The sequence below is a fragment of the Frateuria terrea genome (assembly GCF_900115705.1).
Lineage (GTDB): Bacteria > Pseudomonadota > Gammaproteobacteria > Xanthomonadales > Rhodanobacteraceae > Frateuria_A > Frateuria_A terrea.
Genome location: NZ_FOXL01000004.1, coordinates 1 through 18,269, shown reverse-complemented (window position 1 = coordinate 18,269; position 18,269 = coordinate 1). Strand labels below are relative to the sequence as shown.

Genomic DNA, 18,269 nt, shown 5'->3' with positions numbered 1-18,269 from the left:
CGCGCGGTTGGCCGGTTGTGCGACCAGCCTAGGCGGCTGGCCATCGGACAACTTGACCCTGGTCAATCCTGCAGCGGCTGCCGCACAGCAGGCTGGGCACGACTACACGGAGCCCTGCATGGCGATCCGGCTGTTCCGACATGGCGTTGCGCTGCGTGTCCGCCGCCTGCGCGGATCGGCCATCCGGCTTGGCGCCGGCCTGATCACGGGTGCGGCCGACGACGATCCGAGTGGAATCGCCACTTATTCCCAGGCAGGCGCACGATTCGGACTGGCCACGCTATGGACCGTCTGGTTCACGCTTCCGCTGATGATCGGCATCCAGGCCGTGTGCGCCCACATCGGGCGCGTTACCGGGCGTGGCCTGGCCGCCAACATGACGCGGTGTTTTCCACGCGCGCTCACGCTCGCGCTGGTGGCATTGCTGCTGGCGGCGAACGTGTTCAACCTGGCTGCCGACCTGGGGGCCATGGGCGAGGCGACGCACATGCTGCTGGGCGGGAGCGCCTCGCTCTTTGTCGTGCTGTTTGCGGCACTTTCGGCAGTGCTGGAAGTGGCCATTCCGTTCGCGCGCTACGCCCGGCTGTTGAAGGTGCTCACCTTGAGCCTTCTGGCCTATGTGTTGACCACCCTGGTCGTACACGTGCCGTGGGCAGAAGCGTTGCACCGCCTGTGGGTGCCGGTCTGGCGCCGCGACCGCGACTATCTGCTCACCGTGGTGGCGATGTTCGGCACCACGATCAGCCCGTACATGTTTTTCTGGCAGGCCGCGCAGGAGGTGGAGGAAGAAGAGCAGGCCCAGGAAGAGCCGCTGCTGCTGCAGCCGGCCGCCGCGCCCGGCGCATTGCGCCGGATCGACCTCGATACCGTCGTCGGCATGATCTATTCCAATGCGATCGGTTTCTTCGTGGTCCTCGCGGCGGCGGTGGTGCTGCACGGCCATGGCGTGCGCGCGATCGAGGACGCGGCCGATGCCGCGCGGGCGCTGCGGCCTCTGGCCGGCCGATTCGCCGGCATGCTGTTCGCCATGGGCATCGTGGGCACCGGCCTGCTGGCCATACCCGTGCTTGCCGGCTCGGGAGCGTATGCCCTGGCTGAGGTGTTCCATTGGAGCAGCGGGCTGGACCGGCGCTTCGGGGAAGCGAAGCTGTTCTACGGTCTGATCATCCTGGCGACGTTGGGCGGCGCCGCGTTGAGCCTCACTCCGACGAGGCCGATCCACATGCTGTTCTGGGCGGCCGTGCTGAACGGTGTCATTTCGGTGCCCCTGATGGCGGCCGCCATGTGGCTCGCTACCCGCCGGGAGGTCATGGGCGCGCTGGCAGTGCGGTCGTGGTTGCGCCTGCTCGGATGGGCCGCCACGGCAGCCATGGCAGGCGTCGTGGCCGCGATGGCATTCGCCTGATCAGCACTGCCCGGGTTGACCTCGATCAAACCGCACTCTCGTGCACGGCCGAGCATGAAGCTTCGCCGGGAGAAGCGCCATGTACGAGATGATCATCAACGTCGACCACATGCGCGAAGACGTACCCGCCATTCAGCTTGGCCTGGCCGTTGCGCGGCAGCAGCAGGCGTTCGCCGCAGGCGTGCACATCGTTGCCCAGATCCCATCGGTGACGGCGATTCCCGATGCGCTGGCGATCCTGGAAGCCGAGGAGGACTCGGCACGGCAACGCGCCCCGTGGTGGGACGAGCTGAGCCGGCGGTCGAACGTGCAGGGCTCCTGGGAGGTCTACCGGGGGCTCTACGTCACCGTGCTGGCGACGCGTTCGCGGATGGCCGACCTGCTGGTGTGCAGCGCACCTGGCCGGCAGGATCTTCCGATCGGCTGGGACAACGTCACCCGCACCCTTTTTGCCGGCGGCGCGCCCATGCTGCTGGTGCCGGAAACCTACGAAGTGCGCGGCGCACCCACCCGCGTGCTGCTGGCTTGGAACGGTTCGGGCGAGTCCACCGAGGCCATCCGTGCCGCATTGCCTCTCCTGCGCAGCGCCTCCGAAGTGCGCCTGCTGGATGGTTGGCGCGAGACCCTTCCCGGCTTCGGGCCACCCACGCTTGCGGTAGGCGAATGGCTTGCCCGCCAGGGCGTGAGCGTGCAGCAGCGGCACCCGTTCCATCCCGGGGAGGATGCCGGCGCACACCTGCTGCGCGAGGCAGAGACGATGCGGGCGGACCTGCTGGTCATGGGCGCATGGGGGCGCTCGCGCATCAGCGAGCTGGTCCTCGGTGGCACGACCCACCACGTGCTCTCGCACACGCACCTGCCGTTGCTGCTGGCGCACTGAGCCGTCGCGTCCATCTCACCGAAACGCCTGTACCCGGAGCCACGCCCATGTTTACCGATGACCCAGTGCGAGCGGCGAAGCCTGCGACGTCCATGCCGCTTTCCGAGGAGCTGCTTTGGCGCATGGATGCCTATTGGCGTGCAGCCAATTACCTGACCGTCGGCCAGATCTACCTGCAGGACAACCCCTTGCTGGAGGTCCCGCTGGAGCGGCGCCATATCAAGCCCCGCCTGCTCGGCCACTGGGGCACGACGACCGGCCTCAACTTCATCTACGTCCACCTGAACCGGCTGATCAAGGCGCACGACCTGGACATGATCTACGTGATCGGCCCGGGGCACGGCGGCCCGGGCCTGGTCGCGCAGGCTTACCTGGAAGGCTCCTACACCGAGGTGTATCCGGACATCGAGCGCGACAGGCACGGCATGCGGCGGCTGTTCCGCCAGTTTTCCTGGCCCTATGGCGTGCCCAGCCACGTGGCGCCGGAAACACCCGGCTCGATCCACGAGGGCGGCGAACTGGGCTATTCGCTGGCCCATGCCTACGGCGCCGCGTTCGACAACCCGGACCTGATCGTCGCCTGCATCGTCGGCGACGGCGAGGCGGAAACCGGTGCGCTCGCCACCAGCTGGCACTCGAACAAATTCCTTAACCCCGCCCGCGACGGTGCGGTGCTGCCGATCCTCCATCTCAACGGCTACAAGATCGCCAACCCCACGCTGCTGGCCAGGATCACTCCTGACGAGCTGGGCGAACTGTTCCGCGGTTACGGGTACGAGCCGCTGTTCGTCGAAGGCGACGATCCTGCTCAGGTGCACCGGCAGCTCGCGGCAGCATTGGATAAGGCGCTGGCGCGCATCCACGGGATCCAGCAGGCTGCCCGCCACGCGACGGACGGCCAGGCGCCCGCTCGAGCGCGCTGGCCCATGATCGTGTTTCGCACGCCCAAGGGCTGGACCGGTCCGAAGGTGGTCGATGGCCTGCCGGTGGAAGGCACCTGGCGCGCCCACCAGGTACCGCTCAAGGATTTCGACGACCCCGCCCACGTCCGACTGCTTGAAGACTGGCTGCTGAGCTACCGCCCGCACGAGCTGTTCGACGCAGACGGGCGGCTTCGCCCCGAACTGGCCGAGCTTGCGCCCACCGGCCGCCGGCGCATGGGCGCCAACCCGCACGCCAACGGCGGCGTGTTGCTGCAGCCGCTCACCCTGCCCCACTTCCGCGACCATGCGGTCCGGCTGGCCGCGCCCGGCGGGCTGGAGGTCGAGTCCACCCGCGTGCTTGGCCGTTACCTGCGCGAGGTCATGCGACTCAACGCCCAGGCCGGCAACTTCCGCCTGTTCGGACCCGACGAAACGGCCTCGAACCGGCTGCAGGACGTGTTCGAGGTGACCTCCAAGGCGTGGATGGCGACCATCGAGCCGGTCGACGAACACCTGTCACCGCAGGGACGCGTCATGGAAGTACTGAGCGAGCACCTCTGCCAGGGCTGGCTGGAGGGCTACCTGCTGACCGGCCGGCATGGCCTGTTCTCGTGCTACGAGGCGTTCATCCACATCATCGACTCGATGTTCAACCAGCATGCGAAATGGTTGAAGACCACCCGGCACATCCCCTGGCGTGCGCCGATCGCTTCGCTCAACTACCTGCTGAGCTCCCACGTGTGGCGCCAGGACCACAACGGCTTCTCGCACCAGGATCCGGGCTTCCTCGACCACGTTGCCAACAAGAAGGCCGACGTCGTGCGCATCTACCTGCCGCCGGACGCCAATTGCCTGCTTTCAGTGGCCGACCACTGCCTGCGCAGCCGCAACTACGTCAACGTAATCGTCGCCGGCAAGCAGCCCGAGTGGCAGTGGCTGGACATCGACGCGGCCGCGCGCCACTGCAGCACCGGTGCGGGAGTCTGGACATGGGCGAGCACCGACGAAGGGCGCGATCCCGAGGTGGTGATGGCCTGCGCCGGTGACGTGCCGACCTTGGAGACGCTCGCCGCGGTGACCCTGCTGCGCGAATACGCCCCGGACCTGCGCGTGCGTGTGGTCAACGTGGTCGACCTGATGGTGCTGCAGCCGCCCGGCGAACATCCGCACGCGCTGAGCGACGTCGACTTCGATGAGTTGTTCACCCGCGACAAGCCGGTGATCTTCGCCTTCCACGGCTATCCCGGTTTGATCCATCGCCTCGCCTACCGCCGCCACAACCACGACAACTTCCACGTGCGCGGCTACAGGGAGGAAGGCACCACGACCACCCCATTCGACATGACGGTGATGAACAACCTGGACCGTTACCAGCTGGCGCTGGACGCGATCCTGCGGGTGCCGCGCCTGTCGGCTCTCGCGTCCGATGCGACCGACCGCTACTGGGCGACGATGGAGCGCCACCGGCTCTACATCAGCGAACACGGCGAGGACCTGCCGGAAGTCGCCCAGTGGCGCTGGACGATGGGGTGACCATGCGCCGATCAGGCTTCCACGTGCTGGCGATCAACAGTGGCTCCTCGTCGCTCAAGTTCGGCCTGTTCAGTGCGCGCGGTTGCGAGGCGGCACCGCGCGTCGCCGGCGAAGCCCAGGCGATCGGAAGCTCTGCCGGGCTGCTGCGCGTGCGCGACGGCCATGGCGGCGACACCCTGCACGAGGAGACCGTGCCGATGGCCGACGGCGTGCAGGCCTTTTCGCGCATCGCCCGCGTCCTGGACGGCATGGACGTGCCTGCTCCGGACGCCATTGGCCACCGCATCGTGCATGGCGGTGCGCAGTTGCGCGCGCATGCGCGCATCGACGCCACGGTCATGGCGCAACTGGAGGCGGCCAGCGCGTTCGCGCCATTGCACGTACCAGCGGCGCTGGCCGTGGTCCGTGCCGCGCAGAGACGGTTTCCGGCACTTCCGCAGGTCGCTTGCCTGGATACCGCTTTCCATGCTGCGCTGCCCGACGAAGCGCGCACCCTGCCGGTGGATCGCGCACTGCAGGCTGCCGGAGTGCAGCGCTACGGTTTCCACGGCCTGTCCTGCGCATCGATCCTGGCGCAATGGCCGCAGGCCCCTGCACGGCTGGTGATCGCCCACCTGGGCAGCGGCGCCAGCGTCACTGCCGTGCGCAAGGGCCGGTCCATGGATACCAGCATGGGCATGACGCCCAGTGGCGGTGTGATGATGGCCACGCGCAGCGGCGACCTGGACCCAGGCGTACTGGCCTGGCTCGCCCGTGAAAAAGGCATGGACGCGCGCGCGATCGAGCGCCTGGTGGATCACCGTTCCGGCCTGCTAGGGGTTTCCGGCGTCAGCGGCGACCTGCGCCGGCTAAGGAAGGTAGAGCGCACGGACCCGTTCGCGCGGCTGGCCATCGCGATGTTCGTGCTGTCGGTACGCAAGCAGATCGCGGCGATGGCCGCCGTGCTTCAAGGCATCGACGCGCTCGTCTTCACCGGGGGCATCGGCGAACACGATGCGCAGGCGCGCGCCGACATCTGCGATGGTCTGTCATGGGCGGGCATCCGGCTGGATCCTGCGCGCAACCGGGCCGGTGGGCTACGGATCGGCATGGATGGCGCCGCCTGCGACGTGCGCGTGATACCCACCGAAGAAGAGCGGCAGATCTGCCGCCACGTGCACGACCTGCTCACCGACGCGGAGGCTCAGCGCGAGGACAGCACTTCGTTGCCCCCGCAATCACCCAGCACGCGCGAGCCCTGCAGCCAGCGCGGATCGGGGTAGTAAGCGAACACCACCGAATGGGCGGCGATGGCGTCGATCAGCTTGTGCGCGACACCCGCGCGCACCGCCGGACACCCCCAGCTGCGGCCCAACCGGCCCTGGCTGCGGGCAAACGCTTCGCTGACGTAGTGGGCGCCATGGATCACGATCGCGCGGCTTTCGGCCTGGTCGTTGAAATTCCCGTCGATGCCCTTGAGGCGCAACGAATAGCCGTTGTGGCCGGTGTAGGTGCCATCCGTCACGAACGTGCCCAGGCTCGACATCAGGCTGCCTGGCTGGTTGGAGAACCGGTCGGCCAGGTTGTCGCCGCTGTTGCGCCCGTGCGCGACCAGTTCGTGGAACAACAGATGCGGGTGCGGCCCGAGGCCAAACACCCACAGCCGTGGCGTGGTGGACGGCAACGAATAGTCGATCACGCTGAGCGTCTGCGCGGGCATGCTTCGCTGCACGCAGGCGAGCGCCCGGGTGGCCAGGGCCAGGACCTTGGGGTTGGCCGCGGGCGCCGCGCGGCTCAAGGCCTGGGCAAGTGGATTGGAAACGGTATCGGTTGCGGCAGCGGCCGCTGGCAACAGCAACACGAGGGGAAGCAGGTATCGGAACGGCAAGGGCAACCGCCTGAAGTGGGGGGACAAAACACGCCCAAGAGTGCCCCACGTGCCCTTAATTAATCGCTAGCGCGCCGCGGGCGTTTCCAATGCCTCGAGCAGGGTGCCGTAAGGTACCGGCTGACCACCCCGTGCGGGGAGGTCGGTGACCAGCACAGTAGTGCCTACGCTGATGCGCTGGCGAAGCTGTGCACCGAACGCGTCCGGCACCTTGAGCGCACGGGCCAGCTCGCGCGGTGCAGGCGCCGGCCCCTTGCCGAGAATCCGGTAAGCCGACCAGAGCCCGCCGCCCTCCTCCGGCGCCCCCTGGGGCCCGGCGCGTCGCACGTACAGCAGCATGCCGCCGGTAGTAAAACCCGCAGGCACGCTTATTGGGCTGCTCGCGACAAGCCGTCCCGACTGGAGGACATACAGAGCGCGATCATGGATGCTCGCCACCACGCTCAACGGCCCACCATCATCCGCCGGCCAGGGCACCCGCCCGTCGTTTGCCAGGCCGGTGCCCTCCAACCCGAGCGGTGCGATCGCCGCCGGGTGGTTGATCTGCGGGGGTGCGACGCGCTGGTCGGCAACCACCACCACGGTCCCACGGGGGCTGATCACGAACAGCCGCTCGGCAAACGCCGGCGGCAAGCGGATACAACCGTGCGACGCTGGATGGCCTGGAAGCACGCCTGCATGCAGCGCAAGCCCATCCCAGGTCAGCCGCTGCATGAACGGCATGGAGGCGTTGTCGTAGAGATTGGAACGGTGCTCGCGCTCCTTTTGGAGGATCGTGTAAACGCCCGTGGGTGTTTCGTGCCCACGACGGCCGGTACTGATGCGGCTGGCGCCGATGGCGACCCCATTGCGGTAGACATAGATGCGCTGCTCGTCGAGGCTGACCAGCATCACCATGGGACCGCTCGGCGCGAGCTCGGGCCGCCAGAACGATTTGTCCCCGGGCACGCCTGCGGCGGATCGGCCCGCAAGCGCGAGCAGGCTCACGAGCGCCAGCAGCAAGCCATGGCGAGCAGGCACATGGCGCGGCCCAAGCCCGGCTGCGGTGCTATCGACACAGTCCACGAGCGATCTCGCGTGTGACCCGGTGTCATCGTGCATGACGGGGCCGTCTCCCCGTTGACCAAGGTCAAGAGGTGTTTTCTCCCTGTGGGTCTTGCTTGCTCCTGCGAGCGATCTGACGCTGACAGCCGAGGTATGGGGCAGAGCGTGGGTCTGGACGAACGTGCAACAAAAAGCCCCTGAAATCAGGGGCCCAGCTTTCTTTATGGCGGAGAGAGTGGGATTCGAACCCACGGAAGGTTTGACCCTTCGCCGGTTTTCAAGACCGGTGCCTTAAACCGCTCGGCCATCTCTCCATTGTTGTGCGCCCTGCTCAGGCGAGGCGATCGAGGCCTCGCAGGTAGGGCCTGATTGCGTCGGGAACGGTAATCGAACCGTCGGCGTTCTGGTAGTTCTCCATCACCGCGATCAAGGTGCGGCCGATGGCCAGCCCCGAGCCGTTGAGGGTGTGGACGAGCTCGGGCTTGCCCGTTTCCGTGTTGCGCACGCGGGCCTGCAGGCGGCGGGCCTGGAAGTCCTCGCAGTTGGAGCAGCTGGAGATCTCGCGGTAGGTGTTCTGGCTGGGCAGCCACACTTCCAGGTCGTAGGTCTTGGCGGCGGTGAAGCCCATGTCCCCGCTGCACAGGAGCATCTTGCGGTACGGCAGGCCGAGCTTCTGCAACACGGTTTCGGCGTGTCCGACCATCTCTTCCAGCTGCGCGTGCGACTGGTCCGGGCGGGCGACCTGCACCATCTCCACTTTTTCGAACTGGTGCTGGCGGATCATGCCGCGGGTGTCGCGGCCGTAGCTGCCGGCTTCGGCCCGGAAACACGGCGTGTGCGAAGTCATGCGCAGCGGCAGCGCGTCGGCTTCCTGGATGGTGTCGCGCACCAGGTTGGTCAACGGCACCTCGGCGGTGGGAATCAGGTAGCGCCTGGCATCGCCGACCTGGGTGGCGAACAGGTCGTCCTCGAATTTCGGCAGCTGGCCGGTGCCCTGCATGCTGTCGGCGTTGACGATCACCGGCACGTTGCATTCGAGGTAGCCGTGCTCGGCAGTGTGCAGGTCGAGCATGAACTGGCCCAGCGCGCGGTGCAGGTGGGCCAGCTGGCCCCGCAGCACGGTGAACCGGGCGCCGGAGAGTTTCGCCCCGGCGTCGCCGTCGAGCCAGCCGTGGCGCTCGCCCAGCTCGACGTGATCCTTGACGGGGAAATCAAAGCTGCGCGGCTCGCCCCACCGGCTGATCTCTACGTTGTCGCTCTCGTCCTTGCCGATAGGCACCGACGCGTGCGGGAGATTGGGGATGCCGAGCGCGATGCCGGCCAGCTTGCACTGCACTTCGCCCAGCGCCTGTTCGTTGGCCTTGAGCTTGTCGCCGATGCCGGCGACTTCGGCCATCAGCGGCGCGACGTCTTCGCCCTTGGCCTTGGCCTGGCCGATCGCCTTGGAGCGGGTGTTGCGCAGGTTCTGCAGTTCCTGCGTCTCGGTGGAGAGCCGCTTGCGCTCGCTCTCCAACGCCTCGACGGCGCCCACGTCCAGTTCGAAGCCGCGGGTTTGCTTCAGACGCGCGGCGGTGTCGGCCAGGCGCGAGCGCAGGAGAGCGGGGTCCAGCATGAGGGCGTTCCGTCGAAGTGCTTGAACGGGCGATTATCGCTGTCGGGGGCACACGCTAGCAACGCGAATGCCGCGCCGCCCCATTTCGGGGCATGGTGGCGACGCCACGAGACGCTTGTCAGAGCGCGGACCTGCGCTCCAGGCGACCGATCCACCAGGCCATAGCCGCGCCAGCGAGCAGCCAGCCGATCACCTGCTCGGCCAGCGCCGCCACGGTGAAGCTGGCTGGAAAGCGGTACCAGTTCCAGTACGGCACCATGGTGCTGAGCCAGGCGAAGATGGCAGCCGCGCCGGCCAGGGCGAGCCGGCGGCCAAGCCCCAGTCCGGGCAGGCTCATGAGAGCGGCAAGCACGAGCGCCGCCAGCGTGTCGGATACCCACTGCATCACCAGCGGCCGGCCCATGCGGGTCATGTCCTCCCCTTGCGGCAGGTAGACCACCCAGGCATACGGCGCGGTGCTGGCCTTGGCACCGTAGGCCTTGACCGCCGCCTGGTCGTGCATGGCATCGGGGCCGAGCCAGGGCAGGATGTAGACGCCCGGTTCATTGCCCAGGCCCTCGTGCAGGCTGGACAGCACCGCGTCCTCGTGCGCCGGCGGGTGGATGCCCGGATTGCCCAGGCCCAGCGCCATGTGCGCGATGGCGCCCCAGATGAACATCACGATGCCGCCGATGAGTGCGGCGATCAGGATACGCATGGTGCTCCCCTCCCCGGTTGCCAGCGCCGAATCTAGGGGTGTTGCAGTGCGTCGGGCAAGGGCCATCCCCTCGCCGGGCGTGGCCGAGGGAAGAGAGGGCTACCTTTCGCGCGCCTGGCGGCGGGATTCGCGCAGGGCGAGCAGCTTTTCGCGCAGCTTCTGCTCCAGCCCGCGGTCCACCGGCTCGTAGAACACCGTGCCGTCGAGGGCGTCGGGCAGGCATTGCTGGTCGAGGGCGATGCCCCCCCTGGCGTCGTGGTCGTACTGGTATCCCTTGCCGTAGCCCAGCCCTTTCATCAGCTTGGTAGGCGCATTGCGCAGGTGCATCGGCACCTCGAGCGTGCCGGTCTCGCGCACGGCGGCGCGTGCCTTGTTGCAGGCCACGTAGGCGGCGTTGCTCTTCGGTGCGATGGCGAGCCAGATGGCCAGTTGCGCCAGGCCCAGTTCACCCTCCGGGCTGCCCAGGCGCTCGTAGGTGTCCCACGCGTCCAGCGCCATGCGCCAGGCGCGGGGTTCGGCCAGGCCGACGTCCTCGACCGCCATGCGCGTCATGCGACGGGCGAGGTACAGCGGATCGCAGCCGCCGTCGAGCATGCGGCAAAGCCAGTACACCGCGGCATCCGGGTCGGATGAGCGCACCGATTTGTGCAGCGCCGAGATCTGGTCGTAGAACTGCTCGCCGCCCTTGTCGAAGCGGCGCGTGCGGTCGGCCAGCACCTGCGTCAGCGTGGTCTCGTCGATGTGGCCGTCGACGGCAAGTTCGGCGGCAATTTCCAGCAGCGTGAGCCCGCGGCGCACGTCGCCGTCGGCGGCCTGGGCGATCAGCTTCAACGATTCGGACGCGACATCGAGCTGCAGCCGGCCCAGGCCGCGCACGTCGTCCGCCAGCGCGCGCTCCAGTGCGGCGACGATGGCATCGGCCGACACCGCCTCCAGAACGTGTACGCGGCACCGCGAGAGCAAAGCGGAGTTCAGCTCGAACGACGGATTCTCGGTGGTGGCGCCGACGAAGACGATCACGCCTCGCTCGATGTGCGGCAGGAAGGCATCCTGCTGGGCCTTGTTGAAGCGATGCACCTCGTCCACGAACAGCACGGTGCGCCGGCCGCTGGCGAAGTTGGCCTCGGCCTCGGCCAGCGCCTTGCGCACGTCCGGCAGGCCGGAGAGCACCGCCGAGATGGCGCGGAAATCCGCATCGGCGTAGCGGGCCACCAGCAGCGCCAGCGTAGTCTTGCCGCAACCGGGCGGCCCCCACAGCACCATCGAGTGCACCTTGCCCGCTTCCAGTGCGCGGCGCAGCGGCGATCCGGCGGCGGTCAGCCGCGGCTGGCCGACGATCTCGTCGAAACTGCGCGGGCGCATGCGCTCGGCCAGCGGCTTCAGCGCGTCGGAGTCGGGATCGGGGAACAGGCCCGGTGATGAAGGCGATGCCATCGGGGCATGATAGAGACTCGCCATCGCCGCTGCAGCGGCGCCCGAGAACATCGTTGGGCGATCCGGGGTTCATCACCCTTGCTTGGACGAACGGTGGAGAGGCCAGCGACCCTGCACCAGCGCGGCTCCAGCCATCGCCCCCCCCGGTTGGCCGAGTGCGGACCGGAACAAGATGTCAGGAGCTATTCGCGGCCGCCTCGCCCTTGAGCTGGCGGTAGAGGCCGTACCCAAACCCGCACAACCCGGTCAGCACGGCCGGGATCAGCAGGCTGCGCTCGCGCAGGAAGCCATAGAGGATGGCGCCGACGACGCCACCGAGCATGAAGCTGCCGATCACCAGCAGGCAGACACGCACGCGCAGCGCATCCACCTCGAGCCCACGCAGGCGATGACCCAGGTAGATGCCAAGGTCAGTGAACATGCCCGAGACGTGGGTGGTGCGAAAGACCATGCCGCTGTAGGTGCTGACCATGCCGTTCTGCAGGCCGCAGGCCATCGACGCCAGCCAAAGACCGGCAGCGCACTGGCGACCCAGCAACGGTACGGCAAGGAAAAGCAGCACAGACTCGATCAGCAGCGCCACGCCATAAGGCCGGCCGAGCTTGAGCGTGCCTTTCTGCACGATCGCGCCGCTGGCCGTCGCACCGACGACGAAAGCCAGCAGCGACAAGGCCCAATGCAAGGCTTCTCCGCCATCTCCGGTGCCCAGCGAGATGCCGAGCAACGTCGTCGAGCCGGTCAGGTTGCTGATCGACTGATGGCGAAAACCCATGTAGCCCGCCGCGTTGACCAGGCCGGCAATAAAGGCGAGCGCGGCCCCGCCCACCCACGCCCAGCGCGGCAGCTGGCGCAGCACGGGCATGCCCGGATCAATCCTTCAGCGGATGGGTAGTCATCACCGGCAGGTCGCCGATCACGTCGGCGCCCGGCGGGGGCGTGAAGTTGAAGGTCGTTGCCGGCAGCTCGACGTTGCGCTGCCAGTCGGCGAAACGGATGTCGGTGATGGCGCCAAGCTGGTCCTGGAACACCATCCGCTTCAGACCGCTGGCGTCGAAACCGAGGTCCGCGTAGCCGAACTGCGGGTCCCTGGCCTTCGAGGTCAGGCGCAGCCAGCTCAGGCCGTCACGCTCGCCCTGCTCGGTGACCTTGAAGTCGCGGTCGAGCTGCTTGAGGTCGGTGATCACGGTCAGCGGGCTGTGCGCTTCCTCGGTGCTCTGCACGCGCACGGTGACCTGCTCCAGCTCCGGGTCGTAAAGCCACACGCGGCTGCCGTCGGCGACGATGGTCTGCTTGTAGGGCGCGAGCGTGTCCCAGCGGAATTCGCGCGGTGCTTCCAGCGCGAGCGTGCCCGAACTGCTCTTGGCGCCCTGCCCGCTGGCGTCGGTCAGGGTCTGGGTGAAGCGGCCCTTGAGCGAATGCAGGCCGGTGGCGAAGGCATCCAGGCGCTGGCGCGCGGGGCCCACGGCGGCGTTGGCCAGACCTGCCAGGGACAGCGCGAGCGTGGCGAAGAAGGTGACGGCAAGGCGGTTCATGGAAGCCCTGTTTCTCGAGAACGTGCGGGGAAGTTTGGGTAGCGGCGGCTTAATCGCGGTTCAAGCTGATGATGGGTGCGGGAACATGGCGATCGCATGTGAGTGGATTTCCCGCAAGAGTGGCCCCTCGCCCCGGCCCTCCCCCGGCGGGAAGAGGGAGCGGGACACTGGCACGCCGAACTTGCTTCGAGCCGGCCAAATGGGCGCGACATTACTTCGGCGGCGGCGGGGCGAGCACCTCGCGGTTGCCGTTGTGCTGCGGTGCGCTGACCACGCCGTCCTGTTCCATCTGCTCGATCAGCCGCGCGGCCCGGTTGTAGCCGATGCGCAGGTGGCGCTGCACGCCGGAAATCGAGGCGCGGCGGGTCTGCGTGACCACGGCCACGGCCTTGTCGTAGAGCTGCGCGTCGGCATCGCCGCCTTCCTCGCCGTCCTGCGGCAGGCCCGAGTCATTGATGAACTTGCCATCGGCGGTGGCCTGCACTTCCTCCAGCACGCCCTCGATGTATTGCGGTGCGCCCTGTGCCTTCAGCCAGGCGACCACGCCGTGCACCTCGTGGTCGTCGACGAAGGCGCCGTGCACGCGTTCGGGGGTGGCGGTCCCCGGCGGCAGGTAGAGCATGTCGCCGTGGCCGAGCAGCGCCTCTGCTCCGGACTGATCGAGGATCGTGCGCGAGTCGATCTTGCTGGACACCTGGAAGGCGATGCGAGTCGGGATGTTGGCCTTGATCAGGCCGGTAATGACGTCCACCGACGGACGCTGCGTGGCCAGCACCAGGTGCACGCCAGCGGCGCGAGCCTTCTGCGCCAGGCGGGCGATCAGCTCCTCCACCTTCTTGCCGACGATCATCATCATGTCGGCGAATTCGTCGATGATGATGACGATGTAGGGCAGCGGCTCGAGCGGCTCGGCCGCCAGGTTGGGCATCTCCGGATTGGGGCGGAACAGCGGGTCGAGCAAGGGCTGCCCAGCCGCCTCGGCGTCCTTGACCTTCTTGTTGAAGCCGCCCAGGTTGCGCACGCCCACCGCGGCCATCAGCTTGTAGCGACGCTCCATCTCGGCCACGCACCAGCGCAGCGCGTTGGCCGCTTCCTTCATGTCGGTCACGACCGGCGCGAGCAGGTGCGGAATGCCCTCGTACACCGAGAGCTCCAGCATCTTCGGATCGATCATGATCATGCGGACGTCTTTCGGACTCGCCTTGTAGAGCAGCGAAAGCACCATCGCGTTGACCGCGACGGATTTGCCCGAGCCGGTGGTACCGGCCACCAGCAGGTGCGGCATCTTGGCCAGATCCGTGACCACCGGCTTGCCGCCGATGTCCTTGCCCAGGGCAAGCGCGAGCGGCGACTTCATCTGGTCGTATCTATCCGAACGCAGGATCTCGGACAGATACACGATCTGCTTCCTGGCGTTGGGGATCTCCAGGCCGATCACGTTCTTGCCCGGGATCACGTCGACCACGCGCACGCTCACCACCGACAGGCCGCGGGCGATGTCCTTGTCCAGGCTGGAAACCTGCGAGCCGCGCACGCCGGCGGCCGGTTCGAGCTCGAAACGGGTGATCACCGGGCCGGGGTAGACGCCGACCACCTTGGCCTCGATGCGGAAATCCTTGAGCTTGAGCTCGACCTGGCGCGAGAGCACTTCGAGCGTTTCTTCCGAATACCCCGGGCCTTGCTCCGGTGCCTCGTCCAGCAGCGAAAGCGGCGGCAATTCGCCGGGTTGCGAGGCGCCGACGAACAGCGGTATCTGCGTCTCGAGTTTCGCGCGCTCGCTCTTGGCCACTGGCGCAGGCGGAGTCTCGATGCGCACTGGCTCGCGCCTGGCCTGCTTCACCGCCTCGGCCTTCTTGACGACTTCGCGCTCGGCGCGGGCCTGCTGCGCCTTGGCCGCTTCCGGCGCCTGCTTGAGCTTGCCGCGCAGCCAGCCGACCACCATCAACGTGCCCTGTCCGGTCCAGTCCATCACCTTGAACCAGGACAGGCCGGTGGCCAGCGTCACCGCGATCAGGAACAGCGCCAGCAGGAGCAGCGGTGCACCCTTCTCGCCGAACGCCTGCAGCAGGCCGTGTCCGACCCACTGCCCGATGATGCCGCCCACGCCCTGCGGCAGCACCGGCTCGGTGAAGTTCAGATACAGCAGTGCCGGCGCCGTGACGAAGAAGAACACGAAACCTATCAACCGCAGCGAGGATTCCCACGGATGCTCCGCTTCTTCGCCATGCTGGCGCAGCACCTGCACGCCCAGCAGCAGGAACAGCAGCGGGAAGCAGTAGGAGACCCAGCCGAAAATGTAGCGCAGCAGGTTGGCGATGTTGGCCCCGACCGCACCACCAAAGTTGCGTGCATGCTCGACCGTGCCGACGTGACCCCAGCTGGGGTCCTGGTCGTTGTAGCTGGCCAGGCAGACCAGCAGATAGACCGCCAGCGGAAGCAGCAACAGGGCGCCGACTTCGCGCAGGCGGCGCTTGGCTTCTTCGCTCAGGCCGGTCGATTCGATTGCTTTCTTTGCGTTTGCTGCGCTTCGCGCCACCGGAGTGGATTCCCCTCGAGACTTCGTCCCAAGTCTACACAGGGCGCTGAGGGGGTAGAAGCTTGATTTTTCTGGAAAGGCGCAAGCTTTCCAAAGCTCCCTCTCCGACCGGGGAGAAGGGCTGGGGCGAGGGTCCGGGCGGAGCGCGAGATCACGCTCCGCCTGAAACCCTGACCACCTAACGGAACGCCCTCTCCCGAACGGGTGTTCCGAATTTACCGCTTAGGCTTCAAACCACGCCCTGCAGCGCCGGGTGCACCAGCTTGCCACCGTCGACGTTGATGCCGCCAGCCAGCGGTGCGTGGTCGCGCCACTGGTTGCCGGCGGCCAGGCGCTGCACGTACGGCAGGATCGCCGCCGAGATCGCCACCGACGAGGTCTGCGGCACGGCGCCCGGCATGTTGGTCACGCAGAAGTGGGTCACGCCGTGCACGTCGTAGGTCGGCTCCTTCCAGGTGGTCGGGCGCGAGGTCTCGAAGCAGCCGCCCTGGTCGATCGAGATGTCGACCAGCACCGAGCCCTTCTCCATGGTCTTGACCATGTCCTCGGTAACCACGCGCGGGGCCTTGGCGCTGGGGATCAGCACGGCGCCGACGACCAGGTCCGCATCGCGCACTTCCTTCGCCACCGACGACTCGTAGGCATACAGCGCGGTGACGTTCGGGCCCATTGCCATCATTTCGGCGAGGCGATCCTGGCGCTTGTCGAACACCACCACGTTGGCCCCAGCGGCTGCGGCCAGCGCGGCAGCGTTGCCACCGGCGGCGCCGGCGCCCAGCACCACCACCTTGCCGCGCGGCGTGGAGGCCATGCCACCGAGCAGCTTGCCCTTGCCGCCCTGCGGGCGATGGAGCAGGGTCGTACCAATCTGCGTGGCGATGCGGCCGGCGATCACCGACATCGGCAGCAGCAGCGGCAGGCCGCCGTTCTCTTCCACCGACTCGAACGCCACGCCGGTGAGGCCGATCTCCAGCAGGCGCTTGGTGAGCTCCGGCTCGGCGGCCAGGTGCAGGTAGCAGAACAACAGGTGGTGCTTCTTCAGCAGCGCCAGGTCGCCGGCGATCGGCTCCTTGACCTTGACGATCAATTCGCCCTTCTCGTACAGCGCCGCCGCATCGGGAACGACCTTGATGCCTTCACTGGTGTAGTCGGCGTCGGAGAAGCCGCTCTTCTCGCCCGCGCCGGCCTGGATGAACACCTCGTGGCCGCGGCGGACCAGGTCGGCGGCGGCGGCGGGGACGAGGGCAACGCGACCCTCGAGGGTCTTGGTTTCGGAGGGAATACCGATACGCATGGCAGTAGACGATCCTGTGGGGGTTGGGCCGGCGCAAGCGCGTCAGCGGAGTGGGAAAGCCATCGCGAGGAACCTTGAATCGCCGTCCGCCCTTCCCCATCCTTGGCGGGTTCCAGCACCGCCCCGGTGGCCGGCGACGTAACGCCGCAGGGAGCCGGGCGAATAACGATCAAAGCCACCAGCAAACCCAAGGATTATAACGATGAGCACCCCCAAGCACAGCCGCCTGCTGATCCTCGGCTCCGGCCCGGCTGGCTACACCGCCGCGGTGTACGCCGCACGTGCCAACCTCAAGCCGACGCTGGTCACCGGGCTGCAGCAGGGAGGCCAGCTGATGACCACCACCGAGGTGGACAACTGGCCGGGTGACGTCGAAGGCCTGCAGGGGCCGGCGCTGATGCAGCGCATGGCCGAACACGCCGAGCGCTTCCACACCGAGATGATCTTCGACCACATCCACTTGGTCGACCTCGGCCAGCGCCCATTCCGGCTGAAAGGCGACTCGGGCGAGTACACCGCCGATGCGCTGATCATCGCCACCGGCGCGACCGCCAAATACCTGGGAATCGCCAGCGAGGAGAAGTTCAAGGGCCGCGGCGTATCCGCCTGTGCCACCTGCGACGGCTTCTTCTTCCGCGAGCAGGACGTGGTGGTGGTCGGCGGCGGCAACACCGCCGTGGAAGAGGCGTTGTACCTGGCCAACATCGCGCGCAAGGTCACCCTGGTCCATCGCCGCGACAAGCTGCGCGCCGAGAAGATCATGCAGGACAAGCTGTTCGAGAAGGCCGCCGCGGGCAAGATCGAGCTGGTCTGGAACAGCGCCATCGACGAGGTGCTGGGCGACGCTTCGGGCGTCACCGGCGTGCGCGTCAAGGACGTCAACTCCGGCGCCACGCGCGACATCGAGGCGACCGGCTTTTTCGTCGCCATCGGCCACACGCCCAATACCGGCATTTTCGAAGGGCAGCTCGAAATGCACGATGGTTATATCAAGATCAGGAGCGGCACCAGCGGCATGGCCACACTGACCTCGGTGCCGGGCGTGTTCGCTGCCGGTGACGTGGCCGACCATGTCTACCGCCAGGCGATCACTTCGGCGGGATTCGGCTGCATGGCCGCGCTGGATGCCGAGCGATGGCTGGACCAGCAGCACCTGATCGGCTGAATGCCGGGCGGGCCGAAGCTCGCCGCCGCACCTGCCAGGCACAATAAAAAGGTTCTTCGCAGGTTTCCGTGGAGCGTTTTCCCTAGCATCGATAACTTAGACCTTTCGAGAGAGGTCTAAGGGACGTTCCATGCTGGATCGGAAGACGATCGAGGCGCTGGGTGGCTGGAAGGGATACCGGGTGGAGCGGGTCGTGTGGCCGGAGGGCGAGAGCCGCACGGTGATGATCCACCTGAAGCCGTCCGCCAAAACGATGCATTGCGCGCATTGCGGCAACCGATGCCGGCAGGTCCATGAGACGACCGTTCGCCGGGTGCGTGACCTTCCGCTGTTTGCGCTTCGGGTCG

General features: G+C 67.4%; 14 protein-coding genes, 1 tRNA gene and 1 pseudogene. 6 read left to right on the top strand and 10 right to left on the bottom strand.

The window, feature by feature from the left end:
• Positions 1–118 precede the first annotated feature (118 nt).
• From BMZ38_RS06750 to BMZ38_RS06735, 4 genes are all read left to right on the top strand, one after another.
• The gene (locus BMZ38_RS06750; protein ID WP_091335722.1) at positions 119–1,405 is read left to right on the top strand and encodes an NRAMP family divalent metal transporter; all 1,287 of its coding nucleotides are present in this window, start codon (positions 119–121) and stop codon (positions 1,403–1,405) included.
• 79 nt (positions 1,406–1,484) lie between these two features.
• Positions 1,485–2,285: a universal stress protein gene (locus BMZ38_RS06745; protein WP_091335720.1), complete on the top strand. Its 801-nt coding sequence runs from the start codon at positions 1,485–1,487 to the stop codon at positions 2,283–2,285.
• A 47-nt stretch (positions 2,286–2,332) separates the two neighbouring features.
• Positions 2,333–4,741: a phosphoketolase family protein gene (locus BMZ38_RS06740; RefSeq protein WP_281243889.1), complete on the top strand. Its 2,409-nt coding sequence runs from the start codon at positions 2,333–2,335 to the stop codon at positions 4,739–4,741.
• Positions 4,742–4,743: 2 nt separating this feature from the next.
• Complete coding sequence (locus BMZ38_RS06735) at positions 4,744–6,003, top strand: acetate/propionate family kinase (RefSeq protein WP_091336524.1); 1,260 nt, start codon at positions 4,744–4,746, stop codon at positions 6,001–6,003.
• On the opposite strand, the gene BMZ38_RS06730 is transcribed toward BMZ38_RS06735, so the two are convergent.
• The 10 genes from BMZ38_RS06730 to ald form a co-directional block, all read right to left on the bottom strand.
• Positions 5,925–6,581, bottom strand: coding sequence for a murein L,D-transpeptidase catalytic domain family protein (locus tag BMZ38_RS06730; RefSeq protein ID WP_342707641.1), 657 nt, complete (start codon positions 6,579–6,581; stop codon positions 5,925–5,927). The genes BMZ38_RS06735 and BMZ38_RS06730 overlap by 79 nt on opposite strands.
• A gap of 93 nt (positions 6,582–6,674) precedes the next feature.
• Positions 6,675–7,709, bottom strand: coding sequence for a L,D-transpeptidase family protein (locus BMZ38_RS06725; protein WP_091335713.1), 1,035 nt, complete (start codon positions 7,707–7,709; stop codon positions 6,675–6,677).
• 167 nt (positions 7,710–7,876) lie between these two features.
• A tRNA-Ser gene (locus tag BMZ38_RS06720) sits at positions 7,877–7,966 on the bottom strand.
• 17 nt (positions 7,967–7,983) lie between these two features.
• Positions 7,984–9,264, bottom strand: a complete 1,281-nt coding sequence (gene serS / locus BMZ38_RS06715; protein WP_091335711.1) for a serine--tRNA ligase — start codon at positions 9,262–9,264, stop codon at positions 7,984–7,986.
• Positions 9,265–9,382: 118 nt separating this feature from the next.
• Entirely contained in the window at positions 9,383–9,961 is a 579-nt protein-coding gene (locus tag BMZ38_RS06710; RefSeq protein WP_091335709.1) for a hypothetical protein, read from the bottom strand.
• A gap of 99 nt (positions 9,962–10,060) precedes the next feature.
• Positions 10,061–11,395 carry a replication-associated recombination protein A gene (locus BMZ38_RS06705; RefSeq protein ID WP_091336522.1) on the bottom strand — a complete coding sequence of 445 codons (1,335 nt, stop codon included), beginning with the start codon at positions 11,393–11,395 and terminating at the stop codon, positions 10,061–10,063.
• 175 nt (positions 11,396–11,570) lie between these two features.
• On the bottom strand, positions 11,571–12,257 hold the full coding sequence (locus BMZ38_RS06700; RefSeq protein ID WP_091335705.1) for a YoaK family protein: 687 nt from the start codon (positions 12,255–12,257) through the stop codon (positions 11,571–11,573).
• Between the two features lie 7 nt (positions 12,258–12,264).
• A complete protein-coding gene (lolA, locus tag BMZ38_RS06695; protein WP_091335703.1) occupies positions 12,265–12,927 on the bottom strand; it encodes an outer membrane lipoprotein periplasmic chaperone LolA in 663 nt (220 codons plus the stop codon).
• A 211-nt stretch (positions 12,928–13,138) separates the two neighbouring features.
• Positions 13,139–15,463, bottom strand: a complete 2,325-nt coding sequence (locus tag BMZ38_RS06690) for a DNA translocase FtsK (RefSeq protein ID WP_175483729.1) — start codon at positions 15,461–15,463, stop codon at positions 13,139–13,141.
• Positions 15,464–15,692: 229 nt separating this feature from the next.
• Positions 15,693–16,757, bottom strand: coding sequence for an alanine dehydrogenase (gene ald / locus BMZ38_RS06685; RefSeq protein WP_091335701.1), 1,065 nt, complete (start codon positions 16,755–16,757; stop codon positions 15,693–15,695).
• A 202-nt stretch (positions 16,758–16,959) separates the two neighbouring features.
• Between ald and trxB the strand changes: the two genes are divergently transcribed.
• The gene (trxB, locus tag BMZ38_RS06680; protein ID WP_091335698.1) at positions 16,960–17,922 is read left to right on the top strand and encodes a thioredoxin-disulfide reductase; all 963 of its coding nucleotides are present in this window, start codon (positions 16,960–16,962) and stop codon (positions 17,920–17,922) included.
• Between the two features lie 130 nt (positions 17,923–18,052).
• Positions 18,053–18,269: pseudogene (locus BMZ38_RS06675) on the top strand (transposase family protein); the annotation flags it as partial.

Excerpts from the sequence above, each read along its gene's own strand:
- BMZ38_RS06735 (WP_091336524.1), top strand. The coding sequence starts at position 4,744 with ATGCGCCGATCAGGCTTCCACGTGCTGGCGATCAACAGTGGCTCCTCG.
- BMZ38_RS06745 (WP_091335720.1), top strand. The coding sequence starts at position 1,485 with ATGTACGAGATGATCATCAACGTCGACCACATGCGCGAAGACGTACCC.
- BMZ38_RS06740 (WP_281243889.1), top strand. The coding sequence starts at position 2,333 with ATGTTTACCGATGACCCAGTGCGAGCGGCGAAGCCTGCGACGTCCATG.
- BMZ38_RS06750 (WP_091335722.1), top strand. The coding sequence starts at position 119 with ATGGCGATCCGGCTGTTCCGACATGGCGTTGCGCTGCGTGTCCGCCGC.
- BMZ38_RS06710 (WP_091335709.1), bottom strand. The coding sequence starts at position 9,961 with ATGCGTATCCTGATCGCCGCACTCATCGGCGGCATCGTGATGTTCATC.
- BMZ38_RS06725 (WP_091335713.1), bottom strand. The coding sequence starts at position 7,709 with ATGCACGATGACACCGGGTCACACGCGAGATCGCTCGTGGACTGTGTC.
- BMZ38_RS06705 (WP_091336522.1), bottom strand. The coding sequence starts at position 11,395 with ATGGCATCGCCTTCATCACCGGGCCTGTTCCCCGATCCCGACTCCGAC.
- serS (WP_091335711.1), bottom strand. The coding sequence starts at position 9,264 with ATGCTGGACCCCGCTCTCCTGCGCTCGCGCCTGGCCGACACCGCCGCG.
- trxB (WP_091335698.1), top strand. The coding sequence starts at position 16,960 with ATGAGCACCCCCAAGCACAGCCGCCTGCTGATCCTCGGCTCCGGCCCG.
- ald (WP_091335701.1), bottom strand. The coding sequence starts at position 16,757 with ATGCGTATCGGTATTCCCTCCGAAACCAAGACCCTCGAGGGTCGCGTT.
- BMZ38_RS06700 (WP_091335705.1), bottom strand. The coding sequence starts at position 12,257 with ATGCCCGTGCTGCGCCAGCTGCCGCGCTGGGCGTGGGTGGGCGGGGCC.
- lolA (WP_091335703.1), bottom strand. The coding sequence starts at position 12,927 with ATGAACCGCCTTGCCGTCACCTTCTTCGCCACGCTCGCGCTGTCCCTG.